The sequence below is a fragment of the Agromyces aerolatus genome (assembly GCF_031432255.1).
Lineage (GTDB): Bacteria > Actinomycetota > Actinomycetes > Actinomycetales > Microbacteriaceae > Agromyces.
This window is the reverse complement of the sequence record NZ_JAVKGQ010000001.1, coordinates 520,099-540,023: the sequence shown is the minus strand read 5'-3', so window position 1 is coordinate 540,023 and position 19,925 is coordinate 520,099. Positions and strand designations below refer to the sequence as shown.

At 71.4% G+C, this 19,925-nt stretch carries 17 protein-coding genes; 9 read left to right on the top strand and 8 right to left on the bottom strand.

Going from position 1 to position 19,925, the window contains the following annotated elements:
* The first annotated feature begins 2 nt into the window (after nt 1-2).
* The gene (locus RH864_RS02470; protein WP_310515910.1) at nt 3-1,559 is read left to right on the top strand and encodes a sugar ABC transporter ATP-binding protein; all 1,557 of its coding nucleotides are present in this window, start codon (nt 3-5) and stop codon (nt 1,557-1,559) included.
* On the top strand, nt 1,556-2,629 hold the full coding sequence (locus RH864_RS02465; RefSeq protein ID WP_310515909.1) for an ABC transporter permease: 1,074 nt from the start codon (nt 1,556-1,558) through the stop codon (nt 2,627-2,629). The genes RH864_RS02470 and RH864_RS02465 overlap by 4 nt, the downstream gene beginning before the upstream one ends.
* Before the next feature lie 126 nt (nt 2,630-2,755).
* Here RH864_RS02465 and RH864_RS02460 read toward each other — a convergent pair whose 3' ends face one another.
* Nucleotides 2,756-3,625, bottom strand: a complete 870-nt coding sequence (locus RH864_RS02460; protein WP_310515908.1) for an NAD(P)-dependent oxidoreductase — start codon at nt 3,623-3,625, stop codon at nt 2,756-2,758.
* Nucleotides 3,622-5,004, bottom strand: a complete 1,383-nt coding sequence (locus RH864_RS02455) for a M24 family metallopeptidase (protein ID WP_310515907.1) — start codon at nt 5,002-5,004, stop codon at nt 3,622-3,624. Before RH864_RS02455 ends, RH864_RS02460 begins: the two co-directional genes overlap by 4 nt.
* Nucleotides 5,005-5,156: 152 nt before the next feature.
* Between RH864_RS02455 and RH864_RS02450 the strand changes: the two genes are divergently transcribed.
* On the top strand, nt 5,157-5,861 hold the full coding sequence (locus RH864_RS02450; RefSeq protein WP_310515906.1) for a helix-turn-helix domain-containing protein: 705 nt from the start codon (nt 5,157-5,159) through the stop codon (nt 5,859-5,861).
* A 107-nt stretch (nt 5,862-5,968) separates the two neighbouring features.
* Here the strand turns inward: RH864_RS02450 and RH864_RS02445 are convergent, their stop codons facing one another.
* Both RH864_RS02445 and RH864_RS02440 read right to left on the bottom strand, forming a co-directional pair.
* The gene (locus RH864_RS02445) at nt 5,969-7,021 is read right to left on the bottom strand and encodes a zinc-dependent alcohol dehydrogenase (protein ID WP_310516016.1); all 1,053 of its coding nucleotides are present in this window, start codon (nt 7,019-7,021) and stop codon (nt 5,969-5,971) included.
* A gap of 5 nt (nt 7,022-7,026) precedes the next feature.
* Entirely contained in the window at nt 7,027-7,338 is a 312-nt protein-coding gene (locus tag RH864_RS02440) for a Dabb family protein (RefSeq protein ID WP_310515905.1), read from the bottom strand.
* Between the two features lie 140 nt (nt 7,339-7,478).
* On the opposite strand from RH864_RS02440, the gene RH864_RS02435 reads away from it, so the two are divergent.
* The 3 genes from RH864_RS02435 (at nt 7,479) to RH864_RS02425 (ending at nt 10,639) form a co-directional block, all read left to right on the top strand.
* The gene (locus RH864_RS02435) at nt 7,479-8,507 is read left to right on the top strand and encodes a ketopantoate reductase family protein (RefSeq protein WP_310515904.1); all 1,029 of its coding nucleotides are present in this window, start codon (nt 7,479-7,481) and stop codon (nt 8,505-8,507) included.
* Nucleotides 8,504-9,469, top strand: a complete 966-nt coding sequence (locus RH864_RS02430) for a DMT family transporter (protein ID WP_310515903.1) — start codon at nt 8,504-8,506, stop codon at nt 9,467-9,469. Before RH864_RS02435 ends, RH864_RS02430 begins: the two co-directional genes overlap by 4 nt.
* Before the next feature lie 72 nt (nt 9,470-9,541).
* Entirely contained in the window at nt 9,542-10,639 is a 1,098-nt protein-coding gene (locus RH864_RS02425) for a zinc-binding dehydrogenase (RefSeq protein ID WP_310515902.1), read from the top strand.
* Between the two features lie 36 nt (nt 10,640-10,675).
* Here the strand turns inward: RH864_RS02425 and RH864_RS02420 are convergent, their stop codons facing one another.
* Nucleotides 10,676-11,653 carry an aldo/keto reductase gene (locus RH864_RS02420; RefSeq protein WP_310515901.1) on the bottom strand — a complete coding sequence of 326 codons (978 nt, stop codon included), beginning with the start codon at nt 11,651-11,653 and terminating at the stop codon, nt 10,676-10,678.
* 13 nt (nt 11,654-11,666) lie between these two features.
* Nucleotides 11,667-12,386 (bottom strand): GntR family transcriptional regulator, encoded by a 720-nt coding sequence (locus tag RH864_RS02415; RefSeq protein ID WP_310515900.1) that lies wholly within the window; start codon nt 12,384-12,386, stop codon nt 11,667-11,669.
* 260 nt (nt 12,387-12,646) lie between these two features.
* Between RH864_RS02415 and RH864_RS02410 the strand changes: the two genes are divergently transcribed.
* Complete coding sequence (locus RH864_RS02410) at nt 12,647-13,690, top strand: AraC family transcriptional regulator (RefSeq protein WP_310515899.1); 1,044 nt, start codon at nt 12,647-12,649, stop codon at nt 13,688-13,690.
* Here RH864_RS02410 and RH864_RS02405 read toward each other — a convergent pair.
* Complete coding sequence (locus tag RH864_RS02405; RefSeq protein WP_310515898.1) at nt 13,679-15,457, bottom strand: FAD-dependent monooxygenase; 1,779 nt, start codon at nt 15,455-15,457, stop codon at nt 13,679-13,681. The genes RH864_RS02410 and RH864_RS02405 overlap by 12 nt on opposite strands.
* A gap of 167 nt (nt 15,458-15,624) precedes the next feature.
* The gene (locus RH864_RS02400) at nt 15,625-16,152 is read right to left on the bottom strand and encodes a VOC family protein (protein WP_310515897.1); all 528 of its coding nucleotides are present in this window, start codon (nt 16,150-16,152) and stop codon (nt 15,625-15,627) included.
* 157 nt (nt 16,153-16,309) lie between these two features.
* Between RH864_RS02400 and RH864_RS02395 the strand changes: the two genes are divergently transcribed.
* Together RH864_RS02395 and RH864_RS02390 are read left to right on the top strand one after the other, a co-directional pair.
* Complete coding sequence (locus RH864_RS02395) at nt 16,310-18,496, top strand: alpha-ketoacid dehydrogenase subunit alpha/beta (protein WP_310515896.1); 2,187 nt, start codon at nt 16,310-16,312, stop codon at nt 18,494-18,496.
* Nucleotides 18,496-19,845, top strand: coding sequence for a dihydrolipoamide acetyltransferase family protein (locus RH864_RS02390; RefSeq protein WP_310515895.1), 1,350 nt, complete (start codon nt 18,496-18,498; stop codon nt 19,843-19,845). The genes RH864_RS02395 and RH864_RS02390 overlap by 1 nt, the downstream gene beginning before the upstream one ends.
* The last annotated feature ends 80 nt before the right edge of the window (nt 19,846-19,925 follow it).

The following is a 19,925-nucleotide window of genomic DNA, read 5'->3' as shown; positions in this document are numbered from 1 at the left end:
CCATGACCGTCGAGTCGCCAGCACCGCGCCCGGCGACGAGCGACACCTCGTCGCTGCTGACGATCGAGGGACTGACCAAGGACTTCCCGGGCCTGCGCGCCCTGGACGCGGTCGACCTCGAGGTCCGCAGCGGCGAGGTCGTCGCGGTCGTGGGCCACAACGGCTCCGGCAAGTCGACCCTCGTCAAGATCCTCGCCGGGGTCTACACCGCCGATGGCGGCACCGTCGAGTTCGCCGAGCACGGCGGCCTGCAGACCGAGCTGCACATCATCCATCAGGACCTCGGGCTCATCGCGCCCCTGACCGCCATCGAGAACCTCGGGCTGAACCGCGACCGGGGCGGCGCCGCGGTCGCGCCCTTCAACGTCAAGCGCGAGCGGGAACGCGCGCGCAGGCTCATCGGGCGGTTCGGCGAGGCGTTCGACGTCGACGTGCCGATCGCCACCCTCGCGCCGGCGCAGCGCTCGATCATCGCCATCGCGAGAGCGCTCGACGGCTGGGCGCACGAGCGGAACGTGCTCATCCTCGACGAGCCGACCGAGGCGCTGCACGCGAGCGAGGTTCGCATCCTGTTCGACGCCGTGAAGAAGGTCGCGGCGGCGGGCGCGGGCGTCATCTTCATCTCGCACCGCCTCGACGAGGTGCTGGACCTCGCCGACCGCGTCGTCGTGCTGCGGGACGGCCGGAAGGTCGCGGACGAGGCCCGGGCCGGCATCGACCACGACACCCTCGTGTCCTACGTGACGGGTGTGCCGGTCGGTGAGGGCGAGTCCGGGAGGACCGGCCGCGAGCGCGGCGACGTCGTGCTCGAGGTCGCGGGGCTCACCGGCGCCGGCATCGAGTCCGTCGACCTCACCCTGCACGCGGGCGAGGTCGTCGGCGTGGCCGGCGTGCTCGGATCCGGGCGAGAGGCGCTGCCCGCGCTGCTCTTCGGCTCGGCCGAGTCGACGGCCGAGTCGTTCACGCTCGGCGGCCGGTCCTACGACCGGCGTGTGCCGGCCGAGAGCATCCGGCGCGGCATGGGCTTCGTCGCGGGCGACCGCGGGCGGCTCGGCGCGGTGCGGCCCATGAACGCGCGCGAGAACATCACGCTGCCCGAACTGCGCAGCCTCCGCACCGCGCTCGGCGCCCTCGACGGGCGCAAGGAGCGCGCCGAGGCCGACGCGCTGATCACGGCGTACGACGTGAAGCCGCCGCGCGCCGAGCAGACGTTCGCGCAGTTCAGCGGGGGCAACCAGCAGAAGATCGTCATGGCCAAATGGCTGCGGAACCGGCCGTCGGTGCTGCTGCTCGAAGAGCCGACGCAGGGCGTCGACATCGGTGCGAAGCAGGCCATCTACGGCGCGATCGACCAGGCCGCCGGCCAGGGCGCCGGCGTGCTGGTCTGCTCCTCGGAGGCCAAGGAGCTCGTGCGGCTCTGCGACCGGGTGCTCGTGCTCCGCGACGGTCGCGTCGTGGTCGAGCTGTCGGGCGAGCAGCTGACGGAGGCACGACTCGTCCTCGAGGGACACGGACTGTCGGAGCACGCCGACGCATCAGCAGACAGGGGACACCAGTGACGAACACCGAAAGCACCACGCGCGGGAGGGCGGCGAAACTGCTGTCGTTCCGCAACATCAGCGCGATCTACATCTTCATCGCGATCTTCGCCATCTTCTCGCTGCTCACGCCGCAGACGTTCCTGCAGCCCGGGGTCTGGCGCACGCTGCTCGACGCGCAGGCGATCACGGTGATCGCGGCGATCGCGGTGCTCATCCCGCTCGTGACCGGCGCGTTCAACCTGGCGATCGGCGCGGAGGTCGGCTTCGCCGGCATCCTCGTCGCGTTCCTGATCGTCCGGGCGGGCCTGCCCTGGCCGGTCGCGATCCCGCTGACCCTCGCGGGCGGCGCGTTCGTCGGGCTGATCTCCGGGCTCATCATCACCAAGGGCAAGATCGACTCGTTCATCGCCACGCTCGGCATGAGCTCGATCCTGCTGGCTGCGCTGGCCTGGCTGTCTTCGAGCCAGCAGATCCTCGGGATGCCTCAGGACTTCCGTCTCGTCGCCACCGGCAGCTTCCTCGGCGTGACGAACCCGGCGTACATCATGATCGTGATCGCGTTCATCGCGTGGTACGTGCTCGAGCGGACCCCCGTCGGCCGCCGGATGTACGCGGCGGGCTACAACGCCGACGGCGCCCGGCTGGCCGGCGTCAACGTGGGGCGGCTGCAGATCGGCGCGCTCGTCGCCGGCGGCGTGATCGCGGCCATCGCGGGCATCCTGATCACGTCGAGGATCAACACGGGTGACCCGACCGTCGGCCCGAGCCTGCTGCTGCCCGCGCTGACGGCCGTGTTCCTCGGCTCGACGCAGTTCCGTGGCGGCCGGTTCAACGTCTGGGGCACCGTCATCTCGGTGTACGTGCTCGCCGTCGGGATCAAGGGGCTGCAGCTGATCGGCGCACCGCCGTGGATCAACGATCTGTTCAACGGCGTCGCCCTGCTCGCCGCGGTCGGGCTCTCGCAGTGGGAGCGCACGGCGAAGCGGACCGGCGCGATCGGCCGGGTGCTGCCCTTCGGGAGGAAGGGCGGACCGGACGGTGACACCGCCCCGAAGCAGGACGAGAAGGAACGCCTTCCAGTCGGCTGACCGTCGGTCGAGTAGCGAGCGAGACCGGGTGCGTTGGTCGAGTAGCGAAGCGTATCGAGACCCTCGCGAGGGGTCTCGATACGCTCGCTGGCGCTCGCTACTCGACCGACGGTGGTGGCGCCGCGGTCAGAGCAGGTCGCGGCGGCTGACCTCGGCGATCGCGCTCCAGTCGCCGTCCTTCAGCTCGGGGTCGGCGAGCGTGCGATCGAACACCGCGATGAGGGCGCCGAGGGTCGCGAGGTGGACGCCCGTGGCGGTCGCGACCTCCTCGGCGAGGCCGAGGTCTTTCCGGCCGAGCGAGACGTGGAAGCCGGGAGGGAAGTACTCGCCCTTCGCGATGATCGATCCGTACCCGCTGTACACCACGCCGCCGAAGAGCGTGCTCGTGAGCAGCTCGACGAACTGCTCGGCGTCCACGCCGAGTCGTTCGGTCATCGCGATGGACTCGCCGAGGGCCTGCATGGCGTGGATGATGTTGTAGTTGACCGCGGCCTTCACGGCGTTCGCGACCGAGGGCCGCTCGCCGAGCCGCCAGACCCGCTTGCCCATGGCCTCGAGGTACGGCTCGACCTCGTCGACCGTCGCCGCGGGTCCGGCGGCCATGATGTTCAGCTCACCGGCCGCGGCGACCGCGGGGCGGCCGAGCACGGGCGCCGCGACGTACGCGGCCCCCGCCTCGGTGAACGCGGCCGCCATCCGGTCGGCGAGGTCGGGACTGATCGAGGCCATGAGCACGTGGATCCGCCCGGACGCCGCGCGGACGGTCTCGGCGTCCAGCACTGACTCGACCGCCTCGTCGTTCGCGAGCATCGAGAACGACACGTCCGCCGCGAGCGCCTCGCCCGGCGTGCCGGCGCGGAGCGCGCCGGCCGCCACGAGCTCGTCCGCGGCTTCGGGTGAGCGGTTCCAGACCGTCACGGTGTGGCCGGCATCGATGAGACGCCGGGCCATGCCGGCGCCCATGGAGCCCAGCCCGAGGAAGCCGAGCGTGGTCATGCCTCGCCGCGTCCCCACGTGGTGTTCAGGTGCGACTGCGAGTCGCGCGTGAGCTCGAGCGGGCCGCCGACCGCGTAGTAGCGCTGACCGGCCACGAGCAGCTCTTCAGCCGGGAACTTCGTGATGACCTCGCAGCCGTCGGCGGTGACGACCACCTCCTCCTCGATGCGGGCGGCGCCCCAGCCGTCCGCGGACGGCCAGTACGTCTCGAGCGCGAAGACCATGCCCTCCTTGAGCTCCTCGGGGTGATCGAGCGAGGTGAGCCGGGAGAAGATCGGCTTCTCCCAGATCGAGAGCCCGACGCCGTGGCCGTACTGCAACGCGAACGCGGCCTCCTCGTCCGGGAAGCCGAACTCCTGGGCGGTGGGCCAGACCTTCACGATGTCCGCAGTGGTCGCGCCGGGGCGCACGAGCGCGATCGCGCGGTCCATGTACTCGCGCGCCCGGGTGTAGGCGTCGCGCTGCGCCGAGCTTGCCGAGCCGACCGCGAACGTCCGGTAGTAGCACGTGCGGTAGCCGTTGAAGCTGTGCAGGATGTCGAAGAACGCCGGGTCGCCGGGGCGGATGAGCCGGTCGGAGAACACGTGCGGATGCGGCGAGCAGCGCTCGCCCGAGATGGCATTGACGCCCTCGACGTACTCGGAGCCGAGGTCGTAGAGGGTCTTCGCGACGAGGCCGACCGCCTCGTTCTCGCGCACGCCCGGCCGCAGGAATCGGTAGAGGTCCTCGTAGGCGGCATCCACCATCGACGCGGCCTGCGTGAGCAGCCGGATCTCGTCGTGCGTCTTGATGCGACGAGCCTCCATGAAGACCTGCTGGCCGTCGACGACCTGGATGCCCTCGCGCTGCAGCGCGAACAGGATGGGCAGCTCGATGACGTCGACGCCGAGTGGCTGGTCGGCGAGGCCGAACTTCTCGAGCTCGCGCTTGATCTTCTTGGCGACGCCCTCGGCGATCTCGGCATCGGGCGGGAACGCGCCGCGGAGCGTGGAGATGCCCGCTCGCGCGCCGCTCTCGAGGCGCGGGCGCTTTGCGCCCTCGTGCGGGGCATTGGGGTCCGCGTCCATCTCGGCGGACGTGACGTCGAGCCAGGGGTTGTAGAGCTTGTGGTGCTTCGCCGCCGAACCGAAGTCCCACGAGATGGGATCGGTGTTCCGCGTGAGCAGGGCGAACCGGATCAGCTTGTCCATGGCCCAGGTGCCGATATGCGTGGCGGTCATGTAGCGGATGTTCGAGAAGTCGAACGCGAGCACAGCGCCCAGATCGGATCGTTCCAGCTCGGCCTTGAGGCGTGCCAGCCGATCGTCGCGGAGGCGATCGAAATCGACTCGGGCCTCCCAGTCGACGGCGTTGGTTCCGGTGGTGCCGGTGCTCTTCATCGAGTACTCCTGTCAGGAAAGTTCCGCGCAGCACTGTACGCCGCGTACAGTAGAGCTTAACACGAGGACAACGCCGTCCGCCCTCCGGGCCCTACAATGGCGGCAGAACCTGAGCGACCGGCGCGTGCGTCGTCGTTCCAGACAGGACGCACATGGGAGCGAACATGCCGGACAGCCTCGGTGAACGCCTGCGCGACGCCAGACTGAAGCGGGGGTTGAGCCTGCGCAGAGTGGCGCAGTCCCTCGGCGTCTCCGCGAGCCTCATCTCGCAGGTCGAGATCGGCAAGACGCAGCCCTCGGTCGCGACGCTCTACGCGCTCGCCAACCACCTGGGCGCCTCGCTCGACGAGCTGCTCGGACTCGCCGACGAGTCCGTGGCGCCTGCGGTGGGCGCGGTCGACGGCTCGGGCGGGCTGCTCGCTGTGCAGCGTGCCGACGACAACCCGGTCATCGAGATGGAGAACGGGGTGCGGTGGGAGCGGCTCGCCGCCGCCGCGGGCGGACCGGCCGACGCGATCCTCGTCACCTACGAGCCCGGCGCCAGCAGCTCGGTCGAGGGCAAGCTCATGCGGCACGCAGGTATCGAGTACGCCTACCTGCTCGAGGGGGAGCTCACGCTGCACCTCGACTTCGACACGTACGTGCTCCGACCCGGCGATTCGCTGCAGTTCGACTCGGTGCGGCCGCACCTCTACGAGAACCGCGGGTCCGGCATCGCCAAGGGCGTCTGGTTCGTCGTCGGCCGCCGTCAGCAGAATCAGGCGATGCGGGATGCACCGGGCGAGCCCGTGAAGCCGGGCGCGACGATCGGCTCCGCCGTGGACGTGCTGCGCTCGCTCGACGAGCTCGGCGCCTGACGCCCCATCGCGCCACCCGCGCCAGCCCAGACGATCCGCGCCAGGTGCGACGGTCGTACCTGGCGCGGATCGTCGCGGGTGGCGCGAGCGAGCGGGACGGCCGGGGATCAGCGCGCGTGCACCGCGCGGCGCGGTGCCGAGATCCACGGGTCCACGAGGGTCTTGATCTGCTCCGAGTGCCCCTCGAGCAGCGGCCGCAGCGCGTGCTCGCCCACCTGATCGAGGGGGATCACCTCGCCCGCGATATCGGACCAGTCCTCGCGCGTGCCGAGCAGACGCACGGCCTCGGGGAAATCGTCGTGGTAGACGTGCGCGACGGTGCCGACGATCGTGTACTCGTTGAGCGTCCAGCGGCCGAGCGGCAGGGCCGGCTCGCCGCGCTGGATGCCGACCGGAACGATCGTCGCACCGGGCTCGGCCGCCTCGAGCACGGAGGCGAGCCCGGGCGCCGAGCCGCTCACCTCGAAGAAGACGTCGGGATCCATGCCGAGCTCGTCGAGCCGGTCGGTCAGGGTGGTCGTCCCGGCGCGAAGCGTCGCCGACGCGCCGAGCCGGGTGGCGAGCTCGAGCCGGTCCTCGTTCAGGTCGACCACGAGCACGCGAGCACCCGTCGCGGCCGCCGCGACCGTGATGAAGGCGCCGATGCCGCCGACGCCGACGATGACCGCGTCCTGGCCATCGCGGAGCCCGCTGCGGCGCACCGCGTGCACGGCGATCGCCATGGGCTGTGCGAGCCCGAGCGTGTCCATGGCGAGGCCGCTGTCGCTCACGTCCAGCACGATTCCGGCGGGCGCGACGACGTACCCCGCGAGTCCGCCGTCGTGGTGGAAGCCGAGCGTCGTGTAGCTGCGGCAGAGGTTGGTACGGCCCTGGCGGCACGGCTTGCACTCGCCGCACGAGATTCCCGCGCCGCAGATCACCGTCGCGCCGACGGCCGGTCCGTCGACGCCGGGCCCGAGGGCCTCGACGGTGCCGGCGAACTCGTGACCGAGGGTCACGGGCGGCTGCGCGAGGACGAGACCCCGCCCGTACTCCGTCGCGTCGCTGCCGCACACCCCGCACACCGCGACCCGGATCAGCACCTCGCCCGGACCGGGCTCGGGCACGGGACGCGTGTCGATGCGGAGGTCGCCCACGGCGTGCAGCACTGCGGCGCGCATGTCGGTCACCGGAATGCGCCTTCGCTGATCGGCAGCTGGACCGCGGCACGCTCCCCGATCATGCGACCGAGGTGCTCCTCGTAGACGGCGAGGTGCAGCGGGTGGTCGAGGTAGGCGTCGAGGCCGGCGGCGTCGTCGAGGATCGCCGCGACGCCGTAGTCGGCGCCCGCGGGGCGAAGGTGGAGGTTCGGGCCGGCCGAGTACGAGCGGATCTCCGGGATCTGCGTCGCCATCTGCGTCAGCGCGTCGGTGAGCGCGGTGACGTCCGCCTCGGTGACGTCGTCCTTCCAGCGGAACGCTGCGATGTGGAGGATCATTCGGTCCTGCTCTCCTCGTCGAGATGTGCAGCCATGATGTACATGGCGATGGGTCTGTCCCACGATATCAGCCGACGACCGCCTTTAGTGTACATCTGTGCTGTATCGTGTTCGGTGCCAATGGAGGAACGGAGGCGCGGATGAGCGACCCGCGGATCGCGGTGCTGGGAGCCGGGGCGAACGGTGCGTCGATCGGCGCCGATCTGACGGCGGCCGGCCTCGATGCCGTCCTCGTCGAGCAGTGGCCGGCCCACGTCGAGCGGATGCGGGCCGAGGGCCTGCGGATCCTCTCGCCCGAGGGTGAGCTCCACGTCCGCCCGCGCACCATGCACCTCTGCGAGGTCGCCGAGCTGAAGCAGCCGTTCGACGTCGTGCTCATGGTCATGAAGGCCTACGACTCGCGATGGGCCGCTGAGCTGATCGCGCCGTACCTCGCCGAGGACGGGCTCATGGTCGGCGTGCAGAACGGCATGACGGCACGCGCGATCGAGCAGGTCGCCGGCCCCGATCGCACCATGGGAGCGGTCATCGAGTGTTCCGCGACGATGGACGAGCCGGGCATCGTGCACCGCCATACGGGTGTCCCGCGCTCGTGGTTCGCGGTCGGTGCGCTTCCGGGCGGGCCCGCTGCGCGCGCCGAGGAGATCGCGGCGCTGCTCCGGCACTCCGGCACGGTCCAGCGGTTCGACGACATCGAAGCGGCGAAGTGGATGAAGCTCGTGAGCAACGCGACGCTGCTCGTCACCTCGGCGATCCTCGGCCTGCCCATGCTGGACGCGCTGCACACCCCGGGTTTCCGCGATGTCATGGTGGCGGCGGGCGAAGAGGCGCTCACGGTCGGCGCCGCACTGGGGCATCCGGTCCTGCCGATCTTCGGGCTCACGCCCGACGAGATCGCCGAGCCGGACCGGGTCGTGGAGATCATGACCGACAAGCTGTTCGCGGGCTTCGTCGTGCCCGGCGCGACGACGACCGTGCTCCAGGACTGGCGCAAGGGCCGGCACAGCGAGGTCGACGACCTGAACGGGCACGTCGTCGAAGCCGGCGCCGGGCTCGGCATCCCGACCCCGGTCAACAGGGCCGTCGTGGAGGTCGCGCACCGCATCGAGCGCGATGAGCTGCAGCCCGATGCCGCCCATCTCGCCCTCCTGCACCGCGTGCTGGCGTGAGGCGCCCGGCCGGGGCCGTCGTCCCCGCCACGCTGGCCGCGCTCGCGGCCGGCGCGGGGGTCGCGGCGCAGACCTCGATCAACGGCCACGCGAGCGTGGCGGTCGGCTCGCCGGTCTACGCGACCGCGATCAACCACGGCTCGGCGCTCGTGCTCGCGCTCCTCGTGGCCGTCGTCACCGGCGCGGTGCCCCGAGCACTCCGCCGGCTGCGAGCCGGGGTCGTGCCACTGCGCCGGTGGTGGTTCCTCGGCGGTGCCATGGGCTATGTCGCGGTGCTCGCGATCGTCATCGTGACGCCGGAGGTCGGCGTCGTGACGGTGGCCGTCGCCATCACGCTGGGCCAGCTCGCCGGATCGGTCATGGCCGACTCCTGGAATCTCGGCCCAGGCGGCCGTCGGTCGCTCACCCCGCTCCGAGCAGCGGGCCTGGCCGTCGCGGTGATCGCCGTGCTCGTGGGTGCGTTCGGCCGCTTCGACCCGGCGAACGTCGCGGTCGTCCCCGTGGTCGTCGTCGCCGGCATCATCGTCGCGATCCAGCAGGCGGCCAACGGATGGGTCGTCGTCGCCACCGGCGAGTTCGCGGCCATGTCGGTCATCAATTTCGCGACCTCGGGCGTGCTCGCGGTCATCGGCCTCCTGATCGCGAACGCCATCGACCCCATCGATTTCGCCGCGGTGCCCGCCTGGGCGCCGCTCGGCGGTGCCGTGGGTGCGGTGGTCGGGGTCGTCACCGCGGTCACCGTACGCACGATCGGCGTGCTGAGTGTCATCATGTGCGTCGCCGCCGGGCAGGCTATCGCGTCACTCGCACTGGACCTGCTCATCCCCGTCGACGCGATGGGGCTGACCGGTGCATCCGTCGTCGGCGCGGCGCTCGCCGTGGCCGCCGTCGCGCTCGCCGGGCTGGGGGCGGTCTCGCTCCCGCGCCGCCGCGGCGCCGCGGACCCGGGCGAGGCGACCTGACCGGCCGCGACCGGCCGCGACTCGCCGCGACCGACCGACCGAGGACTGGAGACCACAGAGAGAGGAGTCGGCATGCCGACCACGATCCGCGCCGCGGTGGCGCATGACGGGGCGACGGAGTTCGCCGTGGAGCGCGTTGCGCTCCGCGACCCGGGCGAGTCCGACGTGGTCGTCGAGATCGACGCGAGCGCGTTCTGCTACAGCGACTGGCTCGCGCTGAAGGGCGACACCGGGCTGTCCGAGCTCGGCGTCCATCCCGTCGTACTCGGACACGCGGCCGTCGGCACGATCGCCGACGCCGGGGCATCCGCTCGCCATGCTCGTGGCCGGCGCGTGCTGATCACGGCGACGCCCGAGTGCGGGCGCTGCTTCTGGTGCGTGAACGGTCGCGTCGACCAGTGCGAGGGGTTGTTCGTCGAGCCGCCGGTCATCGGGAGGCTCGACGACGGGCGCGAGGTGCGCGCGCCCGGCTCGTCGGCCACGTACGCCGAGGCCTCGGTGATCCGCGACATCCAGGTGTTCCCGATCGAGAGCGACCTGCCCGACGAATGGCTCGCGATGTTCGGCTGCGGGATCGTGTCGGGCATGGGCGCGGTCGTCAACGTCGGGCGGGTCGAGCCGGGCAGCTCGGTCGTCGTGGTCGGTTGCGGTCAGATCGGGCTCTGGATGATCCAGGCCGCCCGGATCCTCGGTGCGGCACGCATCGTCGCGGTCGACCCCATCGCCGAGCGTCGCCGGCTGGCCGAACGGGTCGGGGCGACGCACGTGATCGATCCGGAGGCCGTCGACCTCCGCGAGGCGGTCCTCGCGGCCACGCACGGCCGCGGTGCCGATTTCGGCTTCGATGCCGGCGGCTCCGTCGAGTCCGTGCGTCAGGCCTTCGAGCTCACGCGGCTCGGCGGCGTGGTGACGCTGACCTCGTATGTCACGCGCGACACGGAGGTCGCGTTCCCGCTGTTCGACCTCGCGCTGCGCGGGCGGGACGTGCGCAGCTCGCAGAGCGGGCGGCTCGACATGAGGCGGGACATCGCGACGTTCGGCCCGATGCTCGAGTCGGGGGCGGTGGACGTCGAGGCGATGCTCGGCGGCATCCGGCCCCTCGAGCGGATCGACGAGACGCTCGCGGCGTCGCGCGACCGCGCTGAGATCACGCCGATCGTCGCGCCGTAACAGGCCACTCGGATCGGACGGATCGCGGGGCGACCGTCAGTACAGCTCGGGGAGCCGCGGCCGGTACGGCGCCTCCAACCGGGCCGCCTCCTCGTCGGTGAGCGCGAGATCCAGCGCGGCGACCGCGTCGTGGAGGTGCTGCTCCTTCGTGACCCCGATGAGCGGTGCGCTGAGCGCCGGGTTGCGCCGCAGCCACGCGATCGCCACCTGGGCCATCGGCACACCGCGCTCGGCGGCGACCGCTGCCACGGCGTCGACGACGGCGTGGTCGGAGTCCACCGCTTGCCGGTAGTGGTCGAGCGCGACGGCGTCGCGACTGGTCCGGTGGGTCTCGGTGCCCCAGGGGCGGGTCAGCTTCCCGCGCCCGAGCGGGCTCCACGGGATCGCGCCCACCCCGACGTGCGCGCAGTACGGCAGCAGCTCGCGCTCGTCCTCGCGCGAGATGAGGCTGTACTGGTTCTGCATCGAGACGAAGGGCGCCAGGCCGAGCTCGCGCTGCCGCTCGCGCGCCATCACGAACCGCCACGCGTGCATCGACGATGCGCCCAGGTAGAGCACCTTGCCGTCGCGCACGAGCTGGTCGAGCGCGATGAGCGTCTCGTCGAGGGGGACCTCCGGGTCGAACCGGTGGATCTGCAGGAGGTCGATATAGTCGACGCCCAGGCGCCGCAGGCTCGCGTCGACCTCCTGGCGGATGGCCTTGCGAGAAAGCCCGCGTCGGTTCGGACCCGCGCCCATGGGCCCGTGCACCTTCGTCGCGATGACGAGCTCGTCTCGCGGCGCGACCTCGGCGAGCACGCGGCCGAGGATCTCCTCGCCAGAGCCGTCCGAGTACACGTTCGCGGTGTCGAAGAAGTTGAGCCCGAGCTCGACCGCGAGCGTGATCAGCTCCCGGCTGCGCTCCTCGCCGAGCGTCCAGGGGTGCGTGCCGCGGCCGGGCTCGCCGAAGCTCATGCTGCCGACGGCGATCGGCGAGATCTCGAGTCCGCTCGATCCGAGCCGGATGTAGTCCATTCGATGCCTTTCGTCAGGTGGGGGAGTCGGTCGCGCCCGCCGAGAGGCCGACGAACAGCTCGGGATGCCGCGACAGCTGCCGGCGCGTGCGCCGGATGTGGGCGGCGAGGACGCGCTCGGCCTCGTGAACGTCGCGGTCGCGCAGCGCCACGACGAGCAGGTGGTGCTCGTCGTTCGCGATGCGTCGCGCCTCGTCGCCGAAGGCCCGGGTGTACGTGCGGCGGTACGGCTGGGTGGTGTTCCACAGTTTGGTCACGAGCTCGCCGAGCTGGCTCGTCGCCGCGCGCCGATAGGAGGCGAGGTGGAATCGTCGATCGAGCTCGAGGAAGCGATCGAGATCGTCCGTCGCCGCCATCTCCTGAGCGAGGGCGGCGAGCTCGTCGAGGTCCCCGTCGTCCAGGTATGGGGCGGAGTAGGCGAGCAGGAGCGGCTCGAGGCGCTCGCGCATCTGATAGATCTCCTCGCACTCGTCGGCGGTGAGCGAGGACACCCAGGCGCCGGTGTTGGCGACCAGCGTGACGAGTCCTTCGTGTTCGAGGATCCGGAGCGCCTCGCGGACGGGCACGCGGCTCGCCCCGAATCGCTCCGCGACGTCCTCCTGCCGGATTCGGGTGCCCGGCGGGAACTCGCCGGCGAGGATCGCGTCGCGGATCCCGTCGGCGACGCGCGCGCCGGCGTCGCCGCCGCGGGTCATCCGCACCATGCCGGATGCCTCGGGCCGCGTCGCCGTCATCGGCGAGCCGCCGCGGCGACCGGAGCCGTCCGGGGAAGTTGGGTCTGCACGGCTTGGTCTCCTGTCGCCGGTCATCAGCGGAACTCGATTGGATCCATTCTTATCGGCCCGATGCGGTTTTGGCCACCGCCGAGGGGGTACGCGCTCCCCGGTTGCATGCAATGGACCACAGCTTCGCTTGCCGATTCGCCTCATCGCTGCTGGAATGAAGCGGGCGCGGACGAAGTCCGCGGTCGTCGACGACGCGAAGAAGTGCACTCATGACACGACACGACCCGCGTGGCGCGCTCGGCGCCCGCCGCGTGCTCCTCGACGGCACGGCGGACGAGGCTCACGAGTTCGCCGCGCAGCTGCTCAACCGGCATCGCATGCGTCTCGGGCAGGACTCGGCCAGGTTCCGGGCCGAGATCCGTGCGACGCCGGGCACCGACGTCTCCATGCTCGCCTTCTCGTACCGGGCGTCGGTCGAGATCACCGCCGCTCCGCTCGACGGCTTCTGCACCGTGCACATCCCGCTGCGTGGCCGACTGGGCTTCGAACGCGGCGACGAACGGCACGTCGTCGGAACCGGCGAGGGCGCCGTGTTCTCGGACGCCGCACCGGTCCGGATGCGGTGGAGCGGTGATCTCGAACTGCTCGTCGTCCGGCTGGAGACCGAGGCGCTCGCGCGGAAGTGGGAGACGCTCGGCGGCGGTCGCGATGCTCGCCCGATGCGCTTCCGGCCGACACTCGGCGCCGGCAGCCAGGACGCGCTGATCGTGGGCCTCGTCCGATCGCTGGCCGCGGCGATGGATGACCTCGGGACGGACCCGAGGCGGGCGGTGGTGGTCGAGGAGCTTCGCGAGCTCCTGCTCTCGACCATGCTGCTCCACCACGCCCATGACCGCATGGACGAGCTCGGGCCGTCGCCCGCTCCGGCCGGATCCCCGTGGGTCGACCGTGCCGCGGCGTGGATCCGCGAGCACCACGCCGAGACGATCACGGCCGCGACGATCGCCGAGCAGGTCCACGTCAGCGAACGCGCGGTGTACGCCGCGTTCCGGCGTGAGTTCGGCATCACGCCGCTCGAGTACGTCACACGGGTGCGCTTGGAGGCGGCGCGGAGGGACCTCCAGCGCGTCGCCGCCGGCCGATCGCGCGCGACGGTGGCCGACATCGCGCGTGCACGCGGGTTCGGCAACCCCGGTCGGTTCTCCGGAACCTATCGGGCCAGGTACGGGGAGCTGCCGTCGGCGACGCTCCGTGCCTCCGAGGCACTCCGTGCCTCCGACACGCTCCGCACTTCCGAGGCCTTACGGGACTGAGCCGACCGGGGCGCCCGACAGGGTGCGAAGCGCAGCGTCGAGCCCGTCGATCCCGTCCGACGTGCGCGCTCGCCAGGCGACGAACGCGTCGGGCCGGACGAGGATCGCGCCATCGGATTCGATGTCCCGGGTCGAGGCCCACGCGCCGGAGACGTCGGCGATCGCGCGATCGACGCCGACCTCGATCACGTCGACGTGGGCGGCGAGCGGTGCGTCCGACGCGCTGAGCGAGTCGCGCCAGGCCTCCGCTCGGTCATCGACGATCAGCGCCCAGCGCCCCGGCCCCTGGAGGTCGAGCGTCGATCGTTCGACGCCGTCCTCCACGAGCCAGCAGTGGGGAAGGTGATGGCCCGGGACCGTGCTCGGCTCGTAGACGAGTGCCCCGAAGGAGTCCTGGTCCGAGCCGTCCTCCGGGATGAGGGCGCCCTCCGGGTAGCCGAAGCCGATCTCGGTCCCGTGCGCGTGGAACTCCTGATCGAGCACCGTCATCGCCTCGGCCACCGCGGCGCGGCGCGCGTCGCCCCGCGCTCCACTCGCCCAGAGCTCGCCGAGCGCCCGCCACCCGTCGTCGGGCTGCTGCCCGGGCTCGAGGCCGAGCGCGCGGTCCACGATCCCGCCGTGGTTCTGGAAATTCCGCAGCGAGGTGTCCGCGACGTTGCGGGCGATCCGTCGGCGCTCCCGGTCATACGTGTCGAGCAGCGGCTCGAACGCGGGGTCGGCCAAGGCCGCCGCGAGCTTCCACGCGAGGTTGTGCGCGTCCTGCACGCCGGTGTTCAGGCCGAGTGCCCCCCACGGCGGAATGCGGTGTGCCGCGTCTCCGACCAGGAACACGTCGCCCTGGCGGAACCGGTCGGCCACGACCGCGTTGATGTGCCAGTGGGAGATGGAGTTCACCTCGAGCTCGAGGTCCGGGACGCCGAGGGTGCGCTGCATGCGCAACCGCATGCCGGCTTCGTCGAACCGCACCGGATCGCCGGGGATCGAGGCGGCGGCGAAGACCCATTCCCGTGACGCTCCGCGGTCGTCCCAGGGCCCGATGTGGTACAGGTACCCGGCGCCGATCGAGCCGCCGAGGTCCGGGTTGACGAACCAGTGGATGAGGCTGTCGTGGTGCGGCAGGATCGCGGACAGGTCTGCGGTCACATGCGCGCTGACCATGTCGACGAGGTCGCGCGGCCCGGTCTCGGTGATGCCGAGCTGGGCGGCCACCGATCGGCCGCCGTCGGCGACGATCACGAATCGTGCGGTCAGGTCGAGCGCAGACCCCTCAGGCGTGCGGATCGTGACGCGTGCCCCCTCCGCCTCTGGCGTCACCAGTTCGACCTCGTGCCCGAAGCGGATCTCCCCCTCGGCGTACGACTCGGCCGCGCGCTTCAGCACCGGCTCGAGCCGGATCTGCGGAATCATGAGGTAGGGCGCCGGACTCGCGGCGCGGTACTCCTCGGCGTAGCGGCCGCCGCCCCACGCGTCGCGGGCGGCGATCTGGCGGCCGTGCAGGGGCGTCGGCCCGGCGAAGGACGTGTGCCACGACGTGCCGCCCACCGTGTGCGGCGGTGCCGCGAGCGCCGCCACTTCGTCGGCGATGCCGACGTCGCGGAAGATCTCCGAGGTGCGCTGGTTGAGGCCGACGGCCTTCGGATGGACGGACGTTCCGGGGTGTCGCTCGAACAGGGCATGGCGCACCCGCATCCGGCTGAGCATGATCGAGGTCATCAGCCCGACGGGGCCGCCGCCGACGATGATGATCGGGACATCGGGCTCCGACATGTGGTCTTCCTCCTTGAAGTCGTCACTGCCGCGCAGGGCCGCGTCCTGCGGCTACGGACATCGAACGCGATGCGCGTCCGGTACGACGGGCTTCCCGAGGAGTGTGCGGGATCCGGATATCGACGATGCGGGCTGCGGACGGCGGGCGCCGACCGCGTAGCCCGACCTCACTCCGCGGGGCGCGCCGGGTGCCAGAGGGTCCGGTCGAGTCCGCGCTCGTACGCCTTGCCACCGGGGAAGCTGACGAGCTCGAACTGCATGCCCCATGGGCTGAGGAAGTACACCCAGCGCTGTCCTTCGCTGGCGTTGCGACTCGCGGTGGGCTCGCCGAGCACACGGACGCCCTGGGATCGCAGGAACTCCACGGCCTCGTCGAGGTCGTCGACGTAGATCGCGACGTGGTGGCCGCCGAGGTCGCTGTTGCGCGGCTGTGAAGCCTGGCCGTCGGCCGGCTCGTACTCGAAGACCTCGAGGTTGGTGCCAGTGCCGAGTCGGTAGAACCTGAGCCGTCGCATCACGGTGCGCGGATGCACGTTCAGATGTTCCGCCATCCAGTCGCCCTCGTCGTGGACGAACGGGCCCAGCTCGTAGAACCGCTCGGCGCCGAGGATGTCGACGAGGAAGGCGTCGGCCTCATCGAGATCTGGCACCGTGACGCCCAGGTGGTCGGCGCCTCGCATCCCCGGAAGTGGCATGCATCCTCCTTGATTGGATTCAAGCATGGCGCAGCGGCCGCCATTCTGTCTATATTTCCCCTGTGCGCGATTGTGATTGGATGCAATCACGAGTAGTGTCGGCTCCACGTGGCGTATCGGGCGCCGCGATCCGCCCCATCGATGGAGAAGAGGGACGATGCCGACGCACGAACGCCTTGAGGCGGCCGCGCCATGGGTCCGGCTCACGACCACCGCCGCCGACTGGAAGGGCGCCGACCCGGCGCTCCTCGCCGGCATGCTGGCCCAGCTGCACCTGATCCGCGCCTTCGAGGAGACGGTGCTCGAGCTCGCCTCCGAGGGGCTCGTGCACGGACCCGCGCACTCCAGCATCGGCCAGGAGGGCGGAGCGGTCGGCTCGATCATCGGCCTGCGCAGCAGCGACGCGATCAATGGCTCGCACCGCGGGCACCACCAGTTCCTCGCCAAGGCGCTGACCCACGTCGCGGGCGGCCGGCACGACCTCGCCGCGGTCGCAACGACGCCCGTGCAGGAGGTGCTCCAGAAGACGCTGGCCGAGATCCTCGGCCTCGCACAGGGCTACTGCAAGGGCCGGGGAGGCTCGATGCACCTGCAGTGGTTCGAGGCCGGGGCGCTCGGCACGAACGCGATCGTCGGCGGCGGCGCGCCGATGGCCGCCGGCAACGCCTGGGCCCAGAAGCACTCGGACACGACCGATCTCACCGTCAACTACTTCGGCGACGGTGCCAGCCAGATCGGCTCGGTCCTCGAGAGCATGAACCTCGCGGCCACCTGGCAGCTGCCCGTCGCCTTCTTCATCGAGAACAACCTCTACGGCGTCTCCACACACGTGACCGAGGTCACGGCGGACACGCGCCTGTCGGTCCGCGGGCAGGGGTTCGCGATCCCGTCCTGGCAGGTCGACGGAATGGACCCGCTCGCCGTGCACCTCGCGATGGACGAGGCGGCGGAGCGGATGCGCGCGGGGGAGGGCCCCGCCGTCATCGAGGCCGAGGTCTACCGCTACTTCCACCAGAACGGGCCCTACCCCGGAAGCGCCTTCGGATATCGGAGCAAGGAGGAGGAGGCCGAGTGGCGCGCTCGGGACCCGCTGCTGCGCGTCGCGAGCGAGATGGAGGCGCTCGGCTATCTCGCCCCGGAGGAGGTCGAGTCCGTGCGCGCGCAGGCGCAGGAGGCGATGCGCGCAGCGGCCGCTGAGCTGCTCGAGGCCGACCCCGAGCGAGAGGGCAAGCGCCGGATCCGTCCCGATCTGTGGCCGGACCCCGCATTCGTCGACGTGGGTGTGCGCGGTGACGCCAGCGAGCTCGCCGGCGCACGCACGCTCGAGCCGATCGGCGCCGACGTGACGATGACGCCCGCCAAGTTCGTCGATGCCGTCGCCCGGGTCATGGAGCGTCGCATGGACGAGGACCCGCGCATCGTCGTGCTCGGAGAGGATGTGCACCGGCTCGCCGGCGGCACCAACGGCGCGACCAAGGGGCTCGCCGCGCGGTTCCCCGATCGCGTGCTCGGCACACCGATCAGCGAGAACGCGTTCGTGGGGCTCGGTGGCGGCCTCGCGCTCGACGGCCGGTTCCGGCCCGTGGTCGAGTTCATGTATCCGGATTTCATGTGGGTCGCCGCAGACCAGGTGTTCAATCAGATCGGCAAGGCGCGGCACATGTTCGGCGGCGTGAACCCCGTGCCGCTCGTGCTGCGCACCAAGGTGGCGATGGGGTCGGGGTATGGCTCCCAGCACCTGATGGACCCGGCCGGCATCTTCTCGACGAGCCCTGGCTGGCGCATCGTGGCCCCTTCGACCGCCGCCGACTACGTCGGCCTCATGAACGCCGCGCTCGCGCTCGAGGATCCCGTGCTCGTGATCGAGCACATCGACCTCTACGGCGCCGCCGACGAGATCCCCGATGGCGACCTCGACTACCAGCTGCCCTTCGGCAAGGCCGGTCTGCGCCGCACGGGCGAGGACGCCACGATCATCAGCTACCTCTCGATGGTCCGGCACAGCCTCGAGGCCGTGGAGCAGACCGGTCTCGACGCCGACGTGATCGATCTGCGCTGGCTCGACCGCGCATCGATCGACTGGGCGACGATCGAGGAGTCGGTCAAGAAGACGAACGCCGTGCTCATCGTCGAGCAGGGTGCGCAGGGGACGTCGTACGGCGGCTGGCTCGCCGACGAGATCCAGCGGCGCTACTTCGACTGGCTCGACCAGCCGGTGCAGCGGGTCACCGGCAGCGAGGCCAGCCCGAGCATCTCCAAGGTGCTGGAGCGCGCGGCGATCGCGAGGACCGAAGAGGTCATCGCGGGCATCGAACGGCTCCGTGCCGGGATGGGCGGTGCCTGATGGCGACCATCATCCGCATGCCCGAGGTGCTCACCGGCATCACCGAGGCGGCGATCCAGGTGTGGCTCGTCGAGCCCGGCCAGGAGGTGACCGTCGGTTCGCCGCTCGCCGAGGTCGAGACCGAGAAGGCCGTCGTCGAGTACGCCGCCGAGACCGAGGGCACCGTCCTCCGGCTGCTGGTCGAAGCCGGCGCGCCGGTGGCGATCGGCGATCCGATCGCGGTCGTCGGTGCGGCCGGCGAGGCCGTCGACGACGGCGATCTCGCGGGTGGCGCCGCGTCGGGTGCGTCGGCGCCCACGGCGGCGTCGGCGGATGTCTCGGCGCCCGCGACCGGCTCGGACGCCGACCCCGAGTCCGGCGCGCCCGTCATCGAGCCCACGCCCGATGTGCCGGACGCCGACGCGGAACGCCGGCCCGAGCAGCATCCGGACCCGCAGCCCGGGCCGCGACGGTTCGCGAGCCCCATCGTGCGACGGCTCGCGCGAGAGCAGGGAATCGACCTGTCGCGCCTCGTCGGCACCGGACCCGGTGGCCGGATCGTCCGGCGCGACCTCGAGACGCAGGCGGGCGACGCCCGGACGCCCGAGGTCCGGGCCTCGGGCGCTGGGGAGCGGCCCGCGCGCGACGAACCGGCGCGAGCGGTGTCGCTCGCCGCTGGGCCGGCCGGGCTCGAGCCCGAGGAGGTCCGGCTGACGCCGATGCGTCGCGCCATCGCGCGCCGGGTGACCGAGAGCAAGTCCACCGTGCCGCACTTCTACCTCACGGCCGACTGCCGGGTGGAGGAGCTGCTCGAGCTGCGTCGGCGCGTCAACGAGGCCTCGCCGGTCCGGGTCTCCCTGAACGACTTCGTGCTGAAGGCCTGCGCGGGCGCATTCGCCGAGGTCCCCGAGGCCAACGCCACGTGGGGTGACACGGTGATCCACCGCCACCGCTCGGTCGACATCGCGGTCGCGGTGGCCATCGAGGGCGGGCTGCTGACCCCGGTGGTGCGCGGCGTCGATCGGCTCGGGCTGGCCGACATCTCGGCCGCCGTCGCCGACCTCGCCGAGCGCGGGCGTGCCGGGCGGCTGCGTCAGGACGAGCTCGAGGGCGGCAGCTTCAGCGTCTCCAACCTCGGCATGTACGGCACGTCGGAGTTCTCCGCGATCATCAATCCGCCGCACGCGGGCATCCTCGCCGTCGGAGCGGCCCGTCAGGTCCCCGTCGTCGACGACGGGCAGCTCGCAGTCGGCACGGTGATGACGGTGACGCTCTCGGCCGACCATCGCGTCATCGACGGCGCGCTGGCGGCGCAATGGCTGGCGGCGTTCGTGCGGCGCATCGAGCAGCCCCTGTCCATCCTGCTGTAGCGACGGGATCGCCAGCACACGGCGCCCGGGCGGACCTCCGTCCGGGCGCCGTTCGTCATGGAGCGCGCGCGTCGCGCGCG

Bases quoted from the DNA above. Each gene is read 5' to 3' on its own strand.
- RH864_RS02470 (WP_310515910.1), top strand. From the start codon at position 3: ATGACCGTCGAGTCGCCAGCACCGCGCCCGGCGACGAGCGACACCTCG.
- RH864_RS02460 (WP_310515908.1), bottom strand. From the start codon at position 3,625: ATGACCACGCTCGGCTTCCTCGGGCTGGGCTCCATGGGCGCCGGCATG.
- RH864_RS02455 (WP_310515907.1), bottom strand. From the start codon at position 5,004: ATGAAGAGCACCGGCACCACCGGAACCAACGCCGTCGACTGGGAGGCC.
- RH864_RS02450 (WP_310515906.1), top strand. From the start codon at position 5,157: ATGGGAGCGAACATGCCGGACAGCCTCGGTGAACGCCTGCGCGACGCC.
- RH864_RS02445 (WP_310516016.1), bottom strand. From the start codon at position 7,021: ATGCGCGCCGCAGTGCTGCACGCCGTGGGCGACCTCCGCATCGACACG.
- RH864_RS02440 (WP_310515905.1), bottom strand. From the start codon at position 7,338: ATGATCCTCCACATCGCAGCGTTCCGCTGGAAGGACGACGTCACCGAG.
- RH864_RS02435 (WP_310515904.1), top strand. From the start codon at position 7,479: ATGAGCGACCCGCGGATCGCGGTGCTGGGAGCCGGGGCGAACGGTGCG.
- RH864_RS02425 (WP_310515902.1), top strand. From the start codon at position 9,542: ATGCCGACCACGATCCGCGCCGCGGTGGCGCATGACGGGGCGACGGAG.
- RH864_RS02420 (WP_310515901.1), bottom strand. From the start codon at position 11,653: ATGGACTACATCCGGCTCGGATCGAGCGGACTCGAGATCTCGCCGATC.
- RH864_RS02415 (WP_310515900.1), bottom strand. From the start codon at position 12,386: ATGACGGCGACGCGGCCCGAGGCATCCGGCATGGTGCGGATGACCCGC.
- RH864_RS02410 (WP_310515899.1), top strand. From the start codon at position 12,647: ATGACACGACACGACCCGCGTGGCGCGCTCGGCGCCCGCCGCGTGCTC.
- RH864_RS02405 (WP_310515898.1), bottom strand. From the start codon at position 15,457: ATGTCGGAGCCCGATGTCCCGATCATCATCGTCGGCGGCGGCCCCGTC.
- RH864_RS02400 (WP_310515897.1), bottom strand. From the start codon at position 16,152: ATGCCACTTCCGGGGATGCGAGGCGCCGACCACCTGGGCGTCACGGTG.
- RH864_RS02395 (WP_310515896.1), top strand. From the start codon at position 16,310: ATGCCGACGCACGAACGCCTTGAGGCGGCCGCGCCATGGGTCCGGCTC.
- RH864_RS02390 (WP_310515895.1), top strand. From the start codon at position 18,496: ATGGCGACCATCATCCGCATGCCCGAGGTGCTCACCGGCATCACCGAG.